The sequence below is a fragment of the Shewanella sp. c952 genome, from assembly GCF_019654975.1.
Lineage (GTDB): Bacteria > Pseudomonadota > Gammaproteobacteria > Enterobacterales > Shewanellaceae > Shewanella.
In genome coordinates this window covers 70,108-89,622 of the sequence record NZ_BPEW01000021.1, presented here as the reverse complement: position 1 = coordinate 89,622, position 19,515 = coordinate 70,108, and the positions used below count along the sequence as shown (strand labels likewise).

The window sequence follows — 19,515 nt, the reverse complement described above, 5'->3', positions numbered from 1 at the left end:
AATTGATTGTAATTTAATTGGTCTATTTTATTCATGATGCATGGCTTGTTATTTTTCGATGTGAGTATCATCTATATATGTTTAATAGTATTCAGTGTTATATGTCACAGTTTTAATATGAGTATTGTTAGAACTTTGATGCAACTCCCGAATTGCGATTGTTGATAATTGCAAAATACAGATGTCGATATTTGTGCAGAAGTTTTCCGGTATTTATAAGTGACTGTTTAGAAAGGCTTGAATTTTCTGGTGTGTATGTATCTCTTTTGCATATCTTACTGTTTTATATGCGAAAAAGGTGAAATAGCTTGCAGTCTATATGCGTTGAGTAAATGTTAAGTTTGAAAAATTTCACCATTTTTATATTTATTTATTAGATGTGACCTGATGCAGGAATAACTCTCTAGTTCACGAATACCTTATGCTGTTTTTATTTCAAAGTATTTCAATTTATTTTTTAAATGTGATCTTTATTTAATTGTGACTCTTAAAATGTGTCTTGTATTATATATTAATTCTAGTTACGTGTATTTTAATAATAAGACTTCTATAGATGTATGGAGTAAAGGCGATCGCTTTTCACTCTCATATTTAAGGGCAATGTATGTTAGATAGACGTTCCATATTAAAAATGGCGGCCGGCGGCGCCATGCTTGCAATCGTACCTAATGCACAGCTGCAAGCTAAGACTCCAGGAAAACGCTTGGCTATGGTGTTTGATGTGCGCCGCTGTACCGGCTGTTTATCTTGCACCGTATCCTGCGCAATGGAAAACCAGACCGAGGCCGGACGGGGTCGAACCCGAGTTAGTCAAGCTTGTATTGAGCAGGGAGATAGCTTCGCGACTCTGGCCGTACCTAATCAGTGTAATCAATGTGATAACCCTGCCTGCGTATATGTTTGTCCCGTTGAGGCGACCTATAAACGTGAAGAAGATGGCATTGTGGTTATTGACCACGAAGAGTGTATTCATTGTCAGCTCTGTGTCGACGCCTGTCCTTATGGCGCAAGACGTAAAGATGAAACGTTAGAAACGCCTCCGGAAAAATGTAACTTCTGTATTCACCGCGTTTCAGCGGGTCTGCTTCCAGCCTGCGTGGAAACCTGTATCGGTGAGGCCAGAAGCTTTGGTGATCTCAATGATCCCCAAAGCAAGGTATCTCAGTTAGTCAGAGACAATAAGGTGTATGCCATGCTTTCAGATTCTGGCACTAAGCCCAATATTTTCTATATTGGTTTACCCGAGCAGGCAGACGATCAAGAGATCTTGTCGCTTAACTTCCTTGAATGGCAACGCTAGGAGCAGATGATGGACAGACGTAAATTTTTAACCCGAGCGAGTATCGTTTCTGTTGCCGGCGCTGCGACAGTCGCCTGTGGCGATAAAGGCCACACCAGTGGTCCTAAACGTAGTCAGGATGTGGCACACTTTGGTCACCCTATTCCTCCAGAGTGCCAGCAAGGCAGTGATGGCCAATGGCAGAGAACCCCAGGTATACGTACCGCTTATTCACGCTGCTTTAGCTGTTACAACATCTGTGGCCTGCGGGTACGTATAGACGATGCCAATGATAAGATTTTGAAAGTGGGTGGTAACCCCTATTGCGAGAACAACTCAGGTGCTCCGCTGCCGATAGATACAGCAGTAAAGCAAAGCTATGTTGCCCTGGCGGGTGAGGCTGGACTCGAAAACCGTGCTACTACCTGTGCCAAGGGCGCAAGTTGTGCCGATTCGGTCGATGATGAACGCCGTGTTACGCAGGTGCTTAAACGTGCGGGCAAGCGCGGTGAAGGCAAATGGGTCAGTATCAGCTATGAACAGGCGCTATCAGAGATCGTCAACGGTGGTGATCTGTTTGGCGAAGGCCATGTTGAAGGGCTAAAGACAATACGCCAGCTCGATAAGCAAGTTAAACCTGGCTACCCTGAGTTTGGTACTGCGGCTAACCACCTGTTTGCAACCTTCTGCGCCGAAGATACACTGCGTGGCAGTTTCTATGCTCGCTTTATGCAGCAGTCATGGGGTACCAGTAACTTAGGTACTAAACACGCATACTGTGGTGCGGCTCAGGCGACAGGCTTTGCTTTAGGCATGTCGCCGGATTTCGAAGAATGGCTTAACGATGTCGATTGGGAAAATGTCGAGTATGGCCTGTTTATGGGCACAAGCCCAGGGTCGTCTGGTGCCAGCCTTAACCGTGTAGGGCGCGGGCTTGCCGATAGTCGAGTCGATAGAAAATTCAAATATGTGTGCGTGGACCCACTACTGCGTACCACTGTCGCGGCAGATACCAATGCCAAGTGGTTAGCAGTTAAGCCGGGCCAGGATGCGGCATTCTCCTTCGGTGTTATTCGTACCATGCTTGAAGAGGGTTGGTTTAATAAGGTCCACCTTGAAGGCGCGAGTGAGAAGGCGGCGAAGGCAGCTGGTGAGCTTAACTATACCAATGCTGGTCACCTGGTGGTGATGGATCCTAAGCATCCTAACTATAAAGGTTTTGCGAAAGCGGCTGATTTCGGTCTTGGTGGCGATGAAGCGTTGATCATCAAGTCTGGGAGTCAGACCTTAGTGTCTGCCGAGTCGGGTGATAAGGCAGAGCTGTTTGTCAGTAAAATCTTTAAAGATAGCAAGGGCCGTAGGGTTAAACTGGTTTCTTCACTGTCTCTGCTTCGAGAAGAAGCACTGCGCACCAGCATGAAGGTGTACGCTGAGCAATCGGGTATCTCTGTCGAAGATATACGTCAGGTGGCGAAAGATTTAGGTCATTATGGCCGTAAGGCTTGTATCGCGGGTAACGGCGGTACTAACTCTTCCGATGGTTTTGTGATGGGGTGGATTTGGGCAACATTGAATACCTTAGTCGGCTCCCATGACGCTAAAGGTGGCGCGAGTTATGGCAATGGGCCTATCGGTGGCATGGAAGGGCGTTACGATCTGGCTAATATCGCCGATGGTGTCAGTTTAGACGGCGTAGTCAATGCCTGTCGCGACGGTGCCTATGAGTCTTCGACCGAGTATCAACAGAAGGTCGCCAAAGGACAGAATCCTTATCCGGCTAGCACGCCATGGAATGAAATGCTTCCGGCCATGAACGCGGCTGAGCAGTGGACCAGTCATGCCAATAATGATCCGTACCAAGCTAAGGTATTGTTCAACTGGCGTAACAACTTCCTTTACAGTGCTGCATCTATAAGCCAAGAGGTAGTGGCGAGCATCGCCGATCCTAAGCGTCTGCCGTTAATTGTCGGCATCGATTGTCATATGAATGAGACTAACCGCTATGCGGACTATTTCATTCCGGATCGCTCAATGCTGGAAGAGTATGCGGCGGATCGTATGTGGGGTTCACATATGCTGGGCATCGTTGCTGCATCGCCATTGGTCACACCGAGAACGGTTAAAAATGAACGTGGTCAGCATGTGTGTATGGAGCAGTTGCTGATCGATATCGCCTTAGAGATGAAGCTACCTGGCTTCGGTAAAGGTGCGATCGCTCATGCAGATGGCCAGCCAGCTGACTTGCTATGTTTCGATGATTGGCATTCAAAATATCTGGCTAACGTGGCGGCTCAATGTGAAGATCTGCCTAAGGTGACGGCTGAGGATAGAGAGTGGGCAGGACTGGATTATGCGATGAAACCGCTGACTCCAAGACTGACTCCAACTGAAAGCAGTCAGGTAGAATCTCTATTGTCTCGAGGCGGTTACTATGTGGCGGATGATCGTTATGACGGTGAGTTTATCAAGGGAGCGGGGGCTAAGTGTCTGCAGATCTATCATGAAGCTGTGACACAGTTGCGCCATGCTTATTCCGGAGAGCGTTATCCTGGCACTATCACCTATCAGGAACATAAGTTCTGGAATGGAGATACCTGGGAGAGCCATTGGCCTAAGTCTGAGTATCCTCTGTTGTTCTCAAGCTACAAGGCAACAGTGCGCTCTAACTATGCGGTAGCCTATAAGCGTATCGCCGAAATTAGTCCGACTAACTATGTCTACATGAATCAAGACACCGCCATTGAGCAGGGCCTAAACGACGGCGATAGCGTCAAGCTGATAACGGCGAACGGCAAGCCAGCCGTTGGTTTGTTGCAGACCGATTCGGGGGTTGCTAAAGGGGCAGTATGCGTATCTCACGGATTTGGACATGCAAAAGGTTTTGGTGGTGATGATAGAGTGATTAACGGGCAGAAGCTTGCTGGGTTAAAAGAGCGTGCCGGTGGTGTTGCGATTAACCAAATGATCCCGTCGGATCCGACTCGTAATCAAACTGCGAGTATGCTAAATGATTACTGGACTGGCGCGAACTGCCGCCACGGTATTCCTATTCGAGTTGAGAAGGTTTAGCTTGAAAAAAGCTTAGTTCACCTGCGACACTTTCCCCTCAGCATTCTGTTTAGCTGAGGGGCCTTTTCTGCTCTTAAGCATTTTAATCAAATGTTTCCAATGCAGATCCGACTCGTAATCAAACTGCGAGTATGCTCAACGATTATTGGACTGGCGCGAACTGCCGCCACGGTATTCCTATTCGAGTTGAGAAGGTTTAGTTCATCAGCAACCAATTTCCCCTCAGTGTTCTATTTGGCTGAGGGGACTTTTCTGCTCTTAAGCATTTTAATCAAATGCTTCCAATCTGAGTTGAGAAGGTTTAGTTCACCTGCAACCAATTCCCCCTCTGCATTCTGTTTGGCTGAGGGGACTTTTATACTCTTAAGTATTTTGAGCCAATGGTCTTCAATACAGACAGTTCCAGTTGCAGATCTAGCTAATATGCTTAACGGTTTGGAATGGCATCACGGCATTCTAGCTAGCGTAAATTAAGTATTAGTTCATCTGCGACCAATTTCCTCTCAGTAATCTATTTGGCTGAGAGGACTTTCTGGGCTTAAGTTAAAATTTATCTGTTTATGATAGGGTTAGTCACAAATCATCGGAGATAATAATGAAAACAACAAAATACTCACAAATTGCATTGTTAACGGTTGGCGCATTATCGCTACCAGCTATGGCTGTGACTTCAGAGCAGAGCGCTTTTTTCGATAATCTCGCGGCTCATTGTGGCAAAGCATTTCAAGGTACGGTGACAGCGGGTAATACTGCGGATTCTGCATTTAGTGGCAAAAAACTGATTATGCATGTGCGCGAGTGCAGTGACACTGTGCTTAAAGTGCCGTTTCACGTTGGGGATGATCACTCTCGAACTTGGGTGATCACTAAGACTCAGTATGGTTTGCATCTCGCCCATGATCACCGCCATAAAGATGGTAGTGAAGATAAAGTGACTATGTATGGCGGCATGACAGCCGATATGGGCAGCGCCACGGAGCAGTCTTTCCCTGTTGATGCACATTCGATTAATAACTTCAGAGAGAACGGCCTAGATGTGTCGATTACTAACGTATGGCATATGTACGTTAAACCTGAACAGTTCACTTATCGGTTAACCCGAGAAGAACGTGACTTTAGAGTCGACTTTGATCTAACCAAGCCTGTGGCACTGCCGCCTGTGCCTTGGGGCCATAAGTAGTTATAGGCTAGCTAACACTAGGGTTTCAACATATAAAAGCCAATTAGCGATGCTAATTGGCTTTTGTTTTGAGCTCGTTTATTGATTTAGCTTATTGGTGCATTTTTTCAATGATTGCTGCACGCTCGTCATAATCATCATGACAGCTGCCACAACTATCTTTAGCAACATTCCAAGGCTGTACATACATGCCGTCATCAGAGAAATTTTCTGGACTCGCCGATGGGAACTCTAGATTAATTCTAAAGAAGTGATTGCTCTTTGGCATGTGACAAGTGGTACATTTTGCCACGAATGCGTGTACTTGTAGATCGGGAGTAAAGCCTTTATCACCATGACAATCACTACACTCTTTTAGCATCGCATCTTCGTGACCTGGCTGATCGGTATTGGCTTTTGAGCGGTGAGGGTTATGGCAAGTATGGCAAGCCATATCATGCTTTTTACCTGTCATTTCGCCAGTATTAGCATCTAAGCCTAACATTGCATCACCAGCCACTCGGCCGCCGTCAAAGTACGGAATCGTGCGGCCACCAATGCTGTCGCCACCAAAGTCTTTATTGTGTTCACTGACAAAGTCTGGGTAGTGACGGTTGGTTTTCTTGCTGTGACACTCTGAGCAGGTAATGGCTAAACCATAACCCATGTCATCTTTAACAAGATCAGCGGTTAAGCGTCCTTTAGCGACACGTGAAATATCGTCTGCTGACATGGTTTTAATATGTATACTACCGGCACCATGACAAGCTTCACACTGGATTCCAGGCTGATTATAAGTGCCTGCAAAACCTTTAAGACCATCTTGATGGTTAGGGTTTAGATCTGAGTCTGGCGTGTAGTCTTTCCAGCCCGTTGAGTGGCATATGCCACAGTCGAATGGCTGTGAGTCTGGTGCGGCATTAGGCATGTAACCCTGCATATGGTTGATTGTAATATCTTCGCCATTGTGTGGCATTGATACTGCTACACCGGTTCCAGTCAGAATAAAACCGTCTTTATCGAGGAAATTCGCCCAAGTATCGTAGCCACCGATGACGTAGCTGATGTCATTCCAGTCATTCGGTGTACCAGTGCTATTGTTGACACCATGCATAAGCTCAACCGCGCCGTCTATCGAGCTAAATGGATACTCAGGTGCTTTACTGTCGACCACTTTATTCAACTTAAAGTTATGCCCAGTTTCGAAAAAGGTGGCTTTGTCGCTGTGGCAACCAACACAGGTATTTGAACCTACATATTCAGCGATTTCTGGCTCGGGATTGGTGACTGTGATAGTCACTGTGGTTGAGTCAGTTGCACCATGGGGATCGGATATGGTGTAGTTGATTAACGTCGTGCCAGCAGATTCTGGTGTGAACAATAAGTCGTCATTGCTCTGGGATACAGAGCCGCTGCCATCAGTAATGACAAAATCGACTATCTCGATAGCATCGCCATCTGGATCATAATCATTGGCGAGTACATTGATACGAATTGGTGCGCCTTCGGCTACAGCTGCTGCGGTATCAGGCACAGCGACTGGCGGTCTATTTTCTACATCAGGTGAATCATCGCTACCGCAACCCACTACGGTAAGCCCCATCATCATTGTTAAGGATGCTGCTTTAAACATTCCCATCTCATCACTCTCTTTGTTATACACGCTCTCTCTTTGGATAGCGCGGGTTATGCCACTTGCGCAGTGAGTCTGTTTGTTTAACCACAAAGTCAGTCTTGCTGTGCAAGTAGCGGGTCTGCTACTCAGCTGTGTACGGTTGGACTAGGGCTACACTTCAGTGTTTAAGCCACTTTTTGCCATAACCGTTACTGTTTTAATAAGGTTTGCTTGTCGCTTTTCTCATTAGCAAAGCAGCAAGCGAGTATTTGAGACCTAGAGAATGCATCGACCGATTGTTGTGTTAAGCATCGCGCTTACTTGCACTGTAAGCATGGTTGCTAGCAGTGATCAGTTAACTGAGGGTTATGCATAATCAATTTTTACTGGCAAAACGTATCAAATGCCTAGTTTTGCAAATGTGCTGCTAAAGCTGAATTCAGTTCAGGCAGTTTAAAAATGCTAAAAAATTCGCGATAAATCCAATTAACTGACTGGCTGCTGATCTCTGCCACAAATAACAGTCTGTGCATGTTCAACATAAACAGCGTTACTGTTTATTTTTAAAGCTTTGATTATTAGCTTATTTATTTCATCACTAAATAGTGTGAGCCCAAAATTTTTGGCATTATCAGCTTATCGTCAAAGTATCTTTCTAGAAAGATACTAGATGGCGTTTATCTTTCTCGCAAGATATAATGGTGATCAATGAATAAAAGTGAGAGGTAGAACAAGTGGAAAAGTGCATGGAAGACATTTTGCAACAGAATGACGCGAATTGGCCTGAGTGTGCAGCAACCTCATACCCAGCTTTATTGCGATTGACGCAAGTAAACAATATTTTTATTCAGATAATTAAAGAGTGTGTTGAGTCTTACGGATTACAAAGTTCAGATTTCAATCTGTTGTCCAGTTTGCGCCGTAACCCATCGCCGCACGTGCTGTCGCCAACAGAGCTGTACCAAAGCATGTTGTTCAGCTCGGGCGGGCTGACAAAAGTACTGACTCGATTGGAAAAAGAAGCGTTAATTGAACGCTGTGAAAACCCAGATGATAAACGCAGTAAGTTAGTTAAGTTGTCGCAAAAAGGTAAGTTGTTGGTTGAAGAAATAATGCCTGTACTGCATCAGCGGGAAAAACGGATGGTTGCCGCGCTAAGTTCTGAAGATTTAACCCAACTAGATGGTTTGATGCAGCGGATTACGCAAAGCATGAACAGCAATGGTGAAACTTATCCGACAAGAATTCAGTTTATGGGAGCGAGTAAAAACTGATAGCACCTACTGGGTTTAGACGTTAAATATTAAAAAGCCTGCCGCTTGTAATGAGCGGCAGGCTTTTTGATTAGAATATTACTCAGCTTTATTGGCTATTTCTCTTCAAAGGTAAAAGATTGTCCTGCTAATGCTGCTTCAAACATCAATCCACCTTTGGCTACAGTAAAGACTGCCATACCATTTATGTATGCTGCTGTAGCGGCTTTTTTCCCCGCTCCTGCTGAGTTGCCAGTTGTACCAGCTTGAGCATTCGCGCCTATATTGATGGCAACCGCTGATGCTTGTGCGCCAAACTCAAAGCTACCACTGGTAAAGTCTTTGTAAGCGGATTCATCTTTAAAGAAGATGATCTCACTGTAGGCTTGGCCACCAAGTTGAAAGCCAAAAGAAACTTGAGTCAGACTGGTGTCGCCCTTATAGCTACCGCCTTGGTAAACACGGCCTTTGCCATACGCGGCCCCTATGCCTATTCCGCCTTTACCTACGGTTGGGAAAAGTGCGTAACCATAGGCAGTGTCGAAGAATTTCTGGGTTTGATTTGCTTGCTGGAAAGTACTCTTAGCTTGGCTATAACCATCTTCTGCTAATGCTTGTGGTGCTATTAACATACTGGCGACTAGAAAAATGCTGCTGGAGATGCGTTTGATTAAGCTCGTCATAAAACTATCCTTATCTAGCAAACTACAAATGAGTATAAACACTAGCATACCCATTCTGAACCGAAAATGAATGGCTTTTTGTATCGATTTCTATCTCATTAAAAAGACAAAATAAAAGCGCCTAATGAGGCGCTTTTATACATGTAGCAGACAAGCTTATTCGGCTGGCTTACCTAATACATAATGTTCGAACCATTTCTGATCCCATTCCATCTTAGCTTTACGGTGTTGATACTTGCTCAAGCCATGACCTTCACCTGGGTAAACCACAAGCTCGACAGGTACGTCTAAGTAGTGCTTAAGTGCACGATAAAGACCCTGTGCATGCCCGAGTGGTACGCGTTGATCGCCTTCACCAATGTGGATAAGCGTTGGTGTTTTGATTTTGTCAGCGTGGCTGAGCGTAGAGCCGTGGGTGTAAGCGTCAGGTTTTTCCCAAGGTAGGCCTTCCATAAAGTTAACCACATGACCGGGAGTATCTTCTAGCATCCACTGCAAGCGTTGATCAAACACACCAGCGCCAGAGCTCGCCGCTTTAAAGCGTTCAGTGGTACTGATCAATGCGTTAGTTAGGTAACCACCGTTACTCCAACCCATCACTGCCATTTTGTCACCATCGACAATGCCATCAGCTATTAGCTGATCAACACCAGCAATAATATCGTTAACTTCGATATCGTGCTCACGCCCGACAAGATCGGTTAGGAACTTATCGCCATAGCCGGTAGAGCCGCGGTAGTTTGGTGATAACAATGCCCAGCCTTTAGCGGTAAACGTAGAGCGACCGTAAGAACGGTGCTGCAGTGCATAAGGTGTTGCCGATGTTGGGCCGCCATGGATTTGCACGATCAATGGCAATGGACCATCTTCTTTCTTATAGTCTGCAGGTAGGTCTAAGATCCCTTCAACCGTTGAGCCATCGGGAGCTGTCCATTTAACGACTGACACTTGAGGCAGTTTCCAGCTATCAACCTGAGGGTTAATATTACTTAAACGCTGGGGTTTCGCGCGGCTGCTGTTAGCATCGGCAATAAACATATCGTAGAAGTGGTTTAAACCGTTATGACTGAAGGCGACAGACTTGCCATTTTGGCTAAAGCTATAACTACCTATAACCATATCGCCCGGGATCACGGTGCGAGTATCACCTTGTTCGCCGTCATCAATTTCGGTACAGAACAGTTTTACTCGAGCGTGATCGGCGCCGCGGTAACAGATTTCATCGCTATTTGGACGCCAAGTGAGATCGCTTGCCGTGAGAGTGATCAGATCTGGGCGTGAAACTTCCAGTGACGGCTTATCGATTACTTTGGTGTTATTAATAAATAGCTTACCTGGGTGGCCGTCAAAGTCGATTCTAAATGCCAATTCGGTGTTATTTTCTTGCCAAGCTAAACCGAGTAACCAACCATACGGTGAGGGGGCTTTTTCACGCCATTGTTCATCAGCTAATACATCATTTTGTTTGGTTTTAGTGTTGAAAACTTCAACGTCAGACCAGCCTTCTAGGAACACGAGTTCGTTATCGGTGGTGGTGATGCGGGCAATTTTACTGCCGTCGTTATTGACTTTAAATTCCCAAACAACTTTGTCATCGTCGAGCAGTAATTGCTGTTTAAAGTGCTCTAGATCGAGCTGATAAAGCGGGTTAGTTTTACGCTCACCATGACCATATTTAGGAGCACTATGGCTGGCGCGCATTGATGCCCATTCGTCGGTATCTGTTACAGTCTTATTGGCTAGAAAGTATAAACTTTTACCGTCGTGGCTTAGCTCGAAGCTGCTGACGCCCTCTTTCTCTTTGGTCATCGGTTGGCTGTCGCCATTGTTCACCGAAATACGAAATACTTGAGTTTTGCCGTTATAAGGTGCTTTAGCATCAGCTTGCTTTATTTTTCCTAAATAGTAAACGTACTCACCATTTGGGCTCCATTGCGGGCTTGATTCACTCTCGTTGGTGAAAGTTAACCGCTTTGTTTGACGAGACTTGGTATCGAGAATCCATAGGTCTCGTTGGCTTTTATCAAGCTCTTTATCCCAGCGAGATTCAAGCCAAACGGCTTGTTTACCACTAGGGCTGAGGGTGACAGAGCCCATACCGCCAATATCGAAAAAATCATCGATGATAATGTCATGAGTTCTTTCAGCAGCGGAGACCGACATACTGCTGCCGAGCAAAGCTGTCATTGCGGTCGCAATTAAAGTGAGCTTGTTCAATTTGTTCATGTTGTTCCTACCCTTCACGGTATTTCTGTATTTTTTATAATGAAATAGACCTAAGTACACTATCGCAATTTGGGTAGTAAAATCCACGACATAAGCTGAGTTACAACATTATTTTTTTTCGTCTTGCATCAGTTTTTGTAAGTAAGCGAGTTCTTCTGAGTTGAGTAGTTGTTGGCTGGCTTTCATGGGAGATTTTTCAGTTGGACGGGTTAATCTTCCACGTAAAAATGCGGCATAGGTGATCTGTTTTAAACCGTAAAGCGCGAGTACATATACCGTTAGTAGCAGTACCAACTTGGTGGCGGCATGATTCACCCCTGCCAACGGTTCGCCAAAATAAAAGGGCAATATGACCAAAGCCGCTCTAATAATCCAATTGCTCATTAAAGCCAGTGTTAGTACCAGTAGCCATCTGAACTTAATATCTTTCAGGCTTTCCTGATGTAATCGAGATGTTCGTCCTGGATAGCGACTTAGCATTTTCAGAATAAAGAAAAAATACAGCGCAGTTTGAATAAACAATATGGCGGGTAGCGCTGCACCAAGCAAGCTTAGGTGGCTTAAACCTGGCGTAATACTTAGTGATATTTCAGGGAATCCGGTCTGATTCAAAGTACGGTAAATAGCCGTCGCAATAACGATTAGGGCGACAACAAAGGCTGGATAGAAATGAGGTGAAAATCCCATGGGTTTTCTTGCATCATGTAAGCTTCTATAGCAATAGAGATAAAGAAGAGGCATCAATAAGAAGTAGACGGGAATGATAAATAAATAGATGAAATGTATCGGTGCAGGTGCATTTTCTTTAGTGAGCAAGCCTGTAAAGAAATACAGCGCCATTAGGCTAAAAATACTGCCCAATATTTTATGGTTACCATTTTTCTCATGGTAAATATAACGAACGTATAAACCTAAGCCTAGGCAGTGAAGACCACCAAGCAAAGAGAGCCACCAATATCCTTGCGCTGCAAAATCACTAAATTCATTCATATTGTTGTTATTTCATACTATTAAGCTATGAGTTGCAAGCTCGTTGTCTGTAAATAGAGAGTTGCTAGTTGACAGCTTCATATGAAATTGTAGTCGGTGATCCTTGATTAATCACCGACGGGTTAGGTGGGGCTATTCCAGCGGGTGTTAACTTGCGCGTTTAGAAACTTGTTTGAGCTTATCGAGCAGTACATCTTTCTTAAATGGTTTGGCTAGGTAGTCGTCCATTCCCGACTCATAGCATTTCTCGATGTCTTGATCTAATACGCTGGCGGTAAGTGCAATGATGGGCAGGCGTTGCTCTGAGTGTTGTTTTTCCCATTCTCTGATTTTAGTTGTGGCAGTAAACCCATCCATTACGGGCATCATACAATCCATTAAAATAGCATTGATTACTTCTCCTTTACTGATGAAATCAAGGGCTTCCAGACCATTATTGGCAATAACGAAATCAAATCCCGCTTGCTTGACGAGCAGTGAAGCTACTTTTTGATTCACGAGATTGTCTTCGACAATAAGAATAACGATTTTTACTTGGTCGTCATTGCCATCGGTTGGTGTTTTTGCTGTTGTTATCTGGGATTCGTTGCGCAGTATTCTATTTTCAATGCCATTTCGAATAGCATTGTTAAAGCGTCTACCTAGAAGTGGCAAAGTGATTGTTGAGTCGATATTGTCGAGGGCTCTTTGCTCTGAAGGGGTATTAACCGCGATGGTAAACATATCTTGTTTGGAGAGCACCTCTGGCAATGTGGTTAGGGCATCTCTGGTGATTGATGAGTTATCTACGAATAATAGATCAAACTTCTGTTTGTCTCGTAGTAGATCGAAGCAGGATTGATATCGGTAGTTTAGCTTGAACCCTTGCCTCAAACAGGAATCATCAATGGTATCGATAATATGGCTATCATTTGATATGAGTGCTGAAGTAAGGTGTTTGAATTCATTATTAACGGGAGGGACTTGTGCAATTATGCGTGCTTTTAGCTCAACGGAGAAGCAGCTGCCTTTACCTTTTTCTGAGCTAATTAGTATATCTCCGCCCATCAACTCCACGAGTTGCTTACAAATGGCTAAACCTAAGCCAGTGCCACCAAACTGACGAGTGATAGTGCCATCTTCCTGTGTAAATGGGGAGAAGATCTGTTGCTGTTTGTCTGCAGCTATCCCTATGCCGCTATCATAGATTTTTATCTGCATTTTTGCGTATGGCGGTTCATCAAGCTGGCTGGTGATAGCCACTTTTATAAAACCTTCAGTTGTAAACTTCACGGCATTCGACAGCAGGTTCATCAGCACCTGCCGCATACGGTGTTCATCGAGTGAAACAAGGTGCGGTGTTTCGGGAGGAATATCAATTTGTAAATCGAGATTTTTTTCAGAAACCTTAGCTAATACCATTGTGAGAGTGTCATAAACCACCTCCGCAATATTGGTATCGGTATTGGTTATCGATAGGTTTCCGGACTCTATTTTGGATAGGTCTAAGATATCGTTGATTAGCAATAGCAAAGTGTGCGATGAGGTTTCTATAGTGTGCAGATATTCTGTTTGCACTGGTGTTAGCTTAGTGCCTGCCAGAATCTCAGACATCCCTATGATGCCATTTAGAGGCGTTCTAATCTCATGAGACATATTGGCTAAAAAAGAGCTTTTGGCTAGATTGGCTTTTTCTGCATCTGATTTGGCGCGTAATATTTTCTCATCATTTAGGAATCTCTCATGAATAAGGTTATTGAGTTTTTTGGAGAAGATGCTGAGTTCATCTTTACCGTTTTCATTTATTTTGTTCGAATAATCATGAGTTTCCTCAATCTTAGACATGGTTTTTATGACATGTTGCAGATAGTAAAGGATACGTCGATATAGATTTGCGCCTATAGTGGCGATGATAAATAGCGACACAAATAAAGCGCTACAAAAAGCGATAATGAGATTTTTTGATTGGGCGATTTCACTGTGAATATTGCTGGTCAGTTTCTCTGAGAAGGTGGTGACTACAAATTGGATTAGGCTAAGTCTTTGACTAAAAGCTGTGAGGCTTTCTTTAGGACTTTCAACCAATGACTCTTCATGCAAGATATGACTGCGTAGTTGATAGCTCTGTTCAAATGCTTTGTCGGAAAAAGTGCTCAGTAATAGGTCGACCTGTGCTGGTTTAGCGCTAATATTAATAAAACGTTCGACATAAAGCTGTTGTCTTTCAGCGCTCATGTTCAATTGACTTAAGAGCTCAATATCATTGCGATTAGTCAGTAGTTGGCTAATTAGCCACTTTTCTTCGGCAGACCAAAGTGACAGCCACTGTAACTGAAATAATATGGTGAGGTTTTGGTTAATTTGTTCTGGCACATCAAGTTTATCTTTTTCTAGTACGATCAGTGCTTGTTCTTGCAATTCGCTCATCCAGGTTGACCAATCTATTAGGCTTTCTTTAGTGAGCTCAGGCGATTCAGTTAGCGCTTCTTTTGTACTGTTAAACCACGCTTGAATGTCGTCAGTGCTTTTAGTGGTAAACGCTTTGGGAAGCAGTACTGCAAATTCTGCGACAATGGGAGTGAAGTCTGCTAATTCAAATGACTCCTCTTGGGTAAAGAGTTGTTCTCTGGATTGATTTATTTTGATGTTGAGTGCAGAGAAAGATTCAAGGAAAGTAATTTTGCTATTGAGCGTATTGAGTGCGCGTACATTGTTAGTTTGTTTTTGGATCTCTAATGCTGAGAGAAATGCAGCAAAAAGTAACGGCAGTAATACTAGCGCCAACATCCTTGTCTTTATTGAAATACGATTCAATATGTTCATTTCTGCTCCTTGAATTGAACGGGTATATCCTTGTGTAATACATGACTCTTGACTATATTCAGCATAGTACAAAAAACTATCAAGGATTGAAGGTTTTTATATGTTTAATGGATTAAACCACAACGCTTTGTTTCGCAACACAAAGCTGCTCATATTGATAGCAACTCTGTATTTATTCCCTTCAATTTATGCGTTGGCAGCCGATCCCGATGACAGCTCCGATGTCGAATTTGCGATCTTCACTCTTAATAATGAACTGCCAGCTTTAAGTAAAAACAAAGCCAGAATGCTCTATCGTGGCAAATCTAAAAAGATAGGTGGCAGCCTTAAAATTGTGCTAGTTGATTTACCTGAAACCTCCATGCACCGTGAAGATTTTTACAGTATGTTGCTGGGGAAATCAGTAACACAAATGAATGGTTACTGGGCAGGCTTGGCTTTTTCTGGCAAAGGCTCACCACCTGAAGAGCTTGATAGTGACGATATAAAGCAGATCCTTAAATGGTTAAATGAAAACCCTAATGGTATCGCCTATGCACCGATTGAGTCGGTTCCTGAAGAAGTTAATATCTTAATTACCGTGCCACAGGGAGAGTAGCCATGTTATTAAGCCGTCAATGTACGATTTTAATATTGAGCTTGGGGATGATTGCCAACGCTGAGGCCGGTATAGAGCTAACTGATGACATCACGTTAAGTGGTTTTGGTTCAACCTCTATTAGTAAAACAGATAATAAAACACCGCTATTTGTTAATCGTGAAATTACCGATGAAACCTGTTACGACTGCGACACCATATTTGGCTTACAGCTTGATGTTGGCCTTTTTGAAGGGCTGGATGCATCGGCGCAACTGGTCAAACGTACTCAGGATAACTGGAGTGAACCAGAGCTTGAGTGGGCTTATTTAGGTTATGAATTTGCTGACTTTGAAATTAGGGCTGGTAGGTTACGTATTCCGTTATTTTTGGTGTCAGAGTTTTATTATGTCGGTCAAGCCTATACGTGGGCGAGACCACCGCAGGAAGTCTACGATGCAATTTTGGGCTTTACTTCTTATGATGGCTTCTCTCTCGAGTGGAGTTATGAAATATCTGACGAGCTCTCGCTACATATCTCGCCTTATTATGGTTTTGATAAACTCAATGAAGTAGAAATAGGCTCAGATATACTGCAGTTTGATACTGAGTATCTTGCGGGTATTTATGTTGACTTAGTCAGTTTCAATTATCGAATTCATGCCGGGTTCATGCAGTCAAAGTATACCCAGCGTCCATCACCAGAACCTCAAACATTAGACATATATACTCTGGGGGTTGAATACAGTTTAGATGATTGGTTATGGATGGCTGAAATTGAATATGATGAGCTGCAGATTAACTGGTATGCCAGTGCAGCATACGCATTCGACAACTTGACTCCATACCTTGTATACGCTGAAAGTCACGAGTTGAGAGAGAGTAAAGGGGTGACGGTAGGATTACGTTACGATGCAACTTCGACGATCTCACTAAATCTGGAGATGCAATCTATCTTTTCCCATGAGCCTGGCAATCGCGCGCAGTTTATTACCTCACCGCTGTTATACGGCGAGAAAGAAGATGTTGATTTGCTAAGTCTTACTGTGAACTTCGTGTTTTAGTGGTGGATAACATCACCTTTTGGCTATGTTTTTATCTAGTGATGCTGGTGGCCTCAACTGTCATCGGTTATTACAAAGGCAATATAGTGGCAGGAGCGTTGCTCGGTTATGTTCTAGGGCCTATCGGGGTACTCATTTTACTGTTGAGTAAGGATCGAAAAATGCTGCCCTGCCCAGAGTGTGGCAATAAGATCCATCGCCACTCTTACAAGTGTCCTCATTGCCATCAAAAAGTACTCAATCGTTTGAGTCTTTAAGATATAGATATCAAAATGGTTATTAGAAATCGAATGAATAACTAATACTAATCGAACCATCTTTAAATCTACCGGTATCAGCTCCTCTATCTGCACTGTTCCAGCGGTTGCCAGAATAGTTATTATATTGAATGGTAATCGTACCAGGGTGCCAGTCAAAGTAACCAAAGCCGTATGTGAAATCAGGATTCCACGGTTGTTTTTGGCTACTGTCTAAGTAATAAAAGGCGGTTCCATTAACGTACCAATTTCCGACAATGGAATACTTACAGCCTAAGCTTATCGTTTGGTGGCTAGTTTTATATTCGACAGTGTCTAAGTCGAAATACTCAGGGGTATAGTTGTAATCAAATTGACAACCAATCGCCCCGTCATCAGTGAAAGAAAGCCAGTCAACAAAGGGTTTACTGATTGGAAACTTCCAGCCTAGCGCCCAGGTTCCTTGGGAAAACTCTGTATGCTTCCCCCCCGGCTCTGGCGAGAAACGGTTACCACCATAATTAGAATACAGCAGGCTAAATGTATATGGCCGCCAATCGCTATAACCAAATACATAGGTAAAGTCAGGGTTCCAGGCTTGCTGTAACTCTTTGTCAAAATAGTGATAGGCGGTTGCTGATATAAACCAATTACCAATGATCGAATATTTTAGTGACAGGCTAGCCGTTAGGTTTTGGTTACTCGGACCTGTGGTCGCATTTGCGGGAATAACGGCAGCGGTATTTACCAACGGATAGCCTATTGCAATACTTGCGCTCCAGCGTTTATACCAAGGGAGATCTGTGTTCCAAGTTTCAAATGGCAACATAAATGAGCTGGTGGCGCCTTTCCATATAAGATCGGCTTCTGACGGCTGTTCTATTTTGGTGGCAACCGGACTATTGATAACTTTGGCCTCTACAGGTTTAGGCGCATGCTTTGCCATCTCTGTTTGGTGTTCACTGGCTAAGGTTTCAGCCGCAAAAAAACATAGGATAGGGATCCATTGTGCAGTATTGCCTGTCCGTCCTTGGCGCATTTTCAAATGTGTCTTCCCTAACTAGTAATCGCATTTGGCATTCGGTTACTGACCGTTTTTACTCTTGCCAAATTGCTTTTCGGCCACGCATTTTGTACCAAAGGCTGACTAAGATCAGCGAGTTAGTATTTATATTATAGGCGGTATTTGTTTTTCCATCACGGTAAAGCCCAGTAGGAACCTCTTGATGGCGGGCACTGTTGGTTATGACCTGTATTGCGAGGTTCTGACTGTACTCATTTTGAAAAATAACACTCATCGCAAACGCGGCTTTATTGCTAAATATTTGTGAATCAGCGATGGCTTTGCCAGAGTGAGAGACGCTATGCCAAGCCTGACCTTGGTAGTAAATATTGTTGTATAAAAACCAAGGCGACTTGCTCAATGAATCCTCTGCATAAGCGGTTAGTCTTTGAGTCGCTTGATATTGAGTGTTATGCAGTTTGAACAGTGTGTCTAGCTGGTTCCAACATGAAGCTTTATTACCAATTTCGATGGTGTAAAGCAGAAATGGATCAAGTGTTAGAAAGGGCAGGTTGCGAGTATCGATTTTTAGCATCAGACTATCAATATCAACCTGTTGCAGTCGCTTACAGCTAAATGCATGAGCAACATCCAGGTTCATCATTTGATAACCCGTAGCAGCATATTGTAGGTAGCCCAGTCGGCCTTCTTGGCGAAAGTACTCCTTTTTAGATGTGAGTTTAGTGCCATACAGTGTTTTGTTGTGAACAGCTGCATTGAGTTGCCACTTAAACTTGATGTTGTCGACATCCATAGCTAGGTGAGGCTTTCTTTGCGCCACAATTGTCAACCAAATATACAGACGTCCAAGATCCAAAGCCGACCAACCATTACCATTTGATGGGGTTTGGCTAAAGTTACCTGATGGTTTGCCTGTGACAGTATTGTATTGTCGATTGGGCAGTTTATCGTCATACAAAGGCAATTCATAAAGAGTATTAAGGAGCTTAGCAAGTCGAATATCGATGATGTGTGGATCGCTGACTCCGAGCGCTTCTAAGGCTAATAGTGCTCCTATGCCACTGGCTACATCCCACATAGTGGCGTGGGTGTAACCTTGCACCGAATCAATCATTCCGGTTTCTTCATTCCAGTTTTTATCTATGTAGCGCTGGGCTTTATTAATGAGAAGTTTTTCATGGCGGTTTAGGGGAACGGATATTGGCTTTGGGGTGAGGGGGAGGATGTTTGTCTTAAGGATTACGGTACTGTCAGGGCTTTGGCTATTGGCAGTTATAGCAGCTGCTTTACTTGTTTCTATAACGTTAGCTTGCGGTATTACGGCTCGTCGCTGAAACTCAATCTGCACTTGAACTTGAGGCTCTGAGCCCTGTATGACCCTTGATACCCTTTGTGGGCTAGCTGATGCTGGCGTTTGATCATCTAGCTGCTTTTTATTATTGTTTGCCCAAGTATGATGCGTGGTCGCTGCGCTTAGAATGATGAAAGAGCACACTGCAATCTGCAGTATGCTCTTTAGCGATGCTGGTGGCTTCAAT

General features: G+C 43.9%; 14 protein-coding genes. 7 read left to right on the top strand and 7 right to left on the bottom strand.

Translation table 11 applies throughout. The features are described 5' to 3' along the window. Positions 1–604: 604 nt before the first annotated feature. From K5R16_RS14490 to K5R16_RS14480, 3 genes are all read left to right on the top strand, one after another. Positions 605–1,300, top strand: a complete 696-nt coding sequence (locus tag K5R16_RS14490) for a 4Fe-4S dicluster domain-containing protein (RefSeq protein WP_220738265.1) — start codon at positions 605–607, stop codon at positions 1,298–1,300. Between the two features lie 9 nt (positions 1,301–1,309). Further along, positions 1,310–4,348: a molybdopterin-dependent oxidoreductase gene (locus K5R16_RS14485; RefSeq protein WP_220738264.1), complete on the top strand. Its 3,039-nt coding sequence runs from the start codon at positions 1,310–1,312 to the stop codon at positions 4,346–4,348. A gap of 595 nt (positions 4,349–4,943) precedes the next feature. Next, a complete protein-coding gene (locus K5R16_RS14480) occupies positions 4,944–5,528 on the top strand; it encodes a hypothetical protein (protein ID WP_220738263.1) in 585 nt (194 codons plus the stop codon). Between the two features lie 91 nt (positions 5,529–5,619). Here the strand turns inward: K5R16_RS14480 and K5R16_RS14475 are convergent, their stop codons facing one another. Then, the gene (locus K5R16_RS14475) at positions 5,620–7,170 is read right to left on the bottom strand and encodes an Ig-like domain-containing protein (RefSeq protein WP_259649894.1); all 1,551 of its coding nucleotides are present in this window, start codon (positions 7,168–7,170) and stop codon (positions 5,620–5,622) included. 698 nt (positions 7,171–7,868) lie between these two features. Between K5R16_RS14475 and K5R16_RS14470 the strand changes: the two genes are divergently transcribed. Further along, positions 7,869–8,396 carry a MarR family winged helix-turn-helix transcriptional regulator gene (locus K5R16_RS14470; protein WP_248976024.1) on the top strand — a complete coding sequence of 176 codons (528 nt, stop codon included), beginning with the start codon at positions 7,869–7,871 and terminating at the stop codon, positions 8,394–8,396. Between the two features lie 95 nt (positions 8,397–8,491). Here the strand turns inward: K5R16_RS14470 and K5R16_RS14465 are convergent, their stop codons facing one another. From K5R16_RS14465 to K5R16_RS14450, 4 genes are all read right to left on the bottom strand, one after another. Next, positions 8,492–9,058: a YSC84-related protein gene (locus K5R16_RS14465; RefSeq protein WP_220738261.1), complete on the bottom strand. Its 567-nt coding sequence runs from the start codon at positions 9,056–9,058 to the stop codon at positions 8,492–8,494. Between the two features lie 156 nt (positions 9,059–9,214). Beyond that, entirely contained in the window at positions 9,215–11,284 is a 2,070-nt protein-coding gene (locus K5R16_RS14460) for a S9 family peptidase (RefSeq protein WP_220738260.1), read from the bottom strand. Positions 11,285–11,392: 108 nt separating this feature from the next. Next, on the bottom strand, positions 11,393–12,274 hold the full coding sequence (locus K5R16_RS14455) for a hypothetical protein (RefSeq protein ID WP_220738259.1): 882 nt from the start codon (positions 12,272–12,274) through the stop codon (positions 11,393–11,395). Positions 12,275–12,421: 147 nt separating this feature from the next. Further along, positions 12,422–15,076 (bottom strand): ATP-binding protein, encoded by a 2,655-nt coding sequence (locus tag K5R16_RS14450; protein ID WP_220738258.1) that lies wholly within the window; start codon positions 15,074–15,076, stop codon positions 12,422–12,424. A gap of 100 nt (positions 15,077–15,176) precedes the next feature. Here K5R16_RS14450 and K5R16_RS14445 point away from each other — a divergent pair, with 100 nt between their 5' ends. From K5R16_RS14445 to K5R16_RS14435, 3 genes are read left to right on the top strand one after another with little or no spacing between them, the layout of a single operon-like run. Next, entirely contained in the window at positions 15,177–15,674 is a 498-nt protein-coding gene (locus K5R16_RS14445; RefSeq protein ID WP_220738257.1) for a hypothetical protein, read from the top strand. Positions 15,675–15,676: 2 nt separating this feature from the next. Next, a complete protein-coding gene (locus K5R16_RS14440) occupies positions 15,677–16,717 on the top strand; it encodes a hypothetical protein (RefSeq protein WP_220738256.1) in 1,041 nt (346 codons plus the stop codon). 2 nt (positions 16,718–16,719) lie between these two features. Beyond that, on the top strand, positions 16,720–16,974 hold the full coding sequence (locus K5R16_RS14435) for a hypothetical protein (RefSeq protein WP_259649893.1): 255 nt from the start codon (positions 16,720–16,722) through the stop codon (positions 16,972–16,974). A gap of 22 nt (positions 16,975–16,996) precedes the next feature. On the opposite strand, the gene K5R16_RS14430 is transcribed toward K5R16_RS14435, so the two are convergent. Next, complete coding sequence (locus tag K5R16_RS14430) at positions 16,997–17,992, bottom strand: hypothetical protein (RefSeq protein WP_259649892.1); 996 nt, start codon at positions 17,990–17,992, stop codon at positions 16,997–16,999. Positions 17,993–18,050: 58 nt separating this feature from the next. Beyond that, complete coding sequence (locus K5R16_RS14425; protein WP_259649891.1) at positions 18,051–19,514, bottom strand: DUF3131 domain-containing protein; 1,464 nt, start codon at positions 19,512–19,514, stop codon at positions 18,051–18,053. Position 19,515: the final 1 nt, after the last annotated feature.

What these genes read in the sequence shown, in the direction of transcription:
- K5R16_RS14490 (WP_220738265.1), top strand. Translation starts at nt 605, where the DNA reads ATGTTAGATAGACGTTCCATATTAAAAATGGCGGCCGGCGGCGCCATG.
- K5R16_RS14485 (WP_220738264.1), top strand. Translation starts at nt 1,310, where the DNA reads ATGGACAGACGTAAATTTTTAACCCGAGCGAGTATCGTTTCTGTTGCC.
- K5R16_RS14480 (WP_220738263.1), top strand. Translation starts at nt 4,944, where the DNA reads ATGAAAACAACAAAATACTCACAAATTGCATTGTTAACGGTTGGCGCA.
- K5R16_RS14470 (WP_248976024.1), top strand. Translation starts at nt 7,869, where the DNA reads ATGGAAGACATTTTGCAACAGAATGACGCGAATTGGCCTGAGTGTGCA.
- K5R16_RS14465 (WP_220738261.1), bottom strand. Translation starts at nt 9,058, where the DNA reads ATGACGAGCTTAATCAAACGCATCTCCAGCAGCATTTTTCTAGTCGCC.
- K5R16_RS14460 (WP_220738260.1), bottom strand. Translation starts at nt 11,284, where the DNA reads ATGAACAAATTGAACAAGCTCACTTTAATTGCGACCGCAATGACAGCT.
- K5R16_RS14455 (WP_220738259.1), bottom strand. Translation starts at nt 12,274, where the DNA reads ATGAATGAATTTAGTGATTTTGCAGCGCAAGGATATTGGTGGCTCTCT.
- K5R16_RS14450 (WP_220738258.1), bottom strand. Translation starts at nt 15,076, where the DNA reads ATGAACATATTGAATCGTATTTCAATAAAGACAAGGATGTTGGCGCTA.
- K5R16_RS14445 (WP_220738257.1), top strand. Translation starts at nt 15,177, where the DNA reads ATGTTTAATGGATTAAACCACAACGCTTTGTTTCGCAACACAAAGCTG.
- K5R16_RS14440 (WP_220738256.1), top strand. Translation starts at nt 15,677, where the DNA reads ATGTTATTAAGCCGTCAATGTACGATTTTAATATTGAGCTTGGGGATG.
- K5R16_RS14430 (WP_259649892.1), bottom strand. Translation starts at nt 17,992, where the DNA reads ATGCGCCAAGGACGGACAGGCAATACTGCACAATGGATCCCTATCCTA.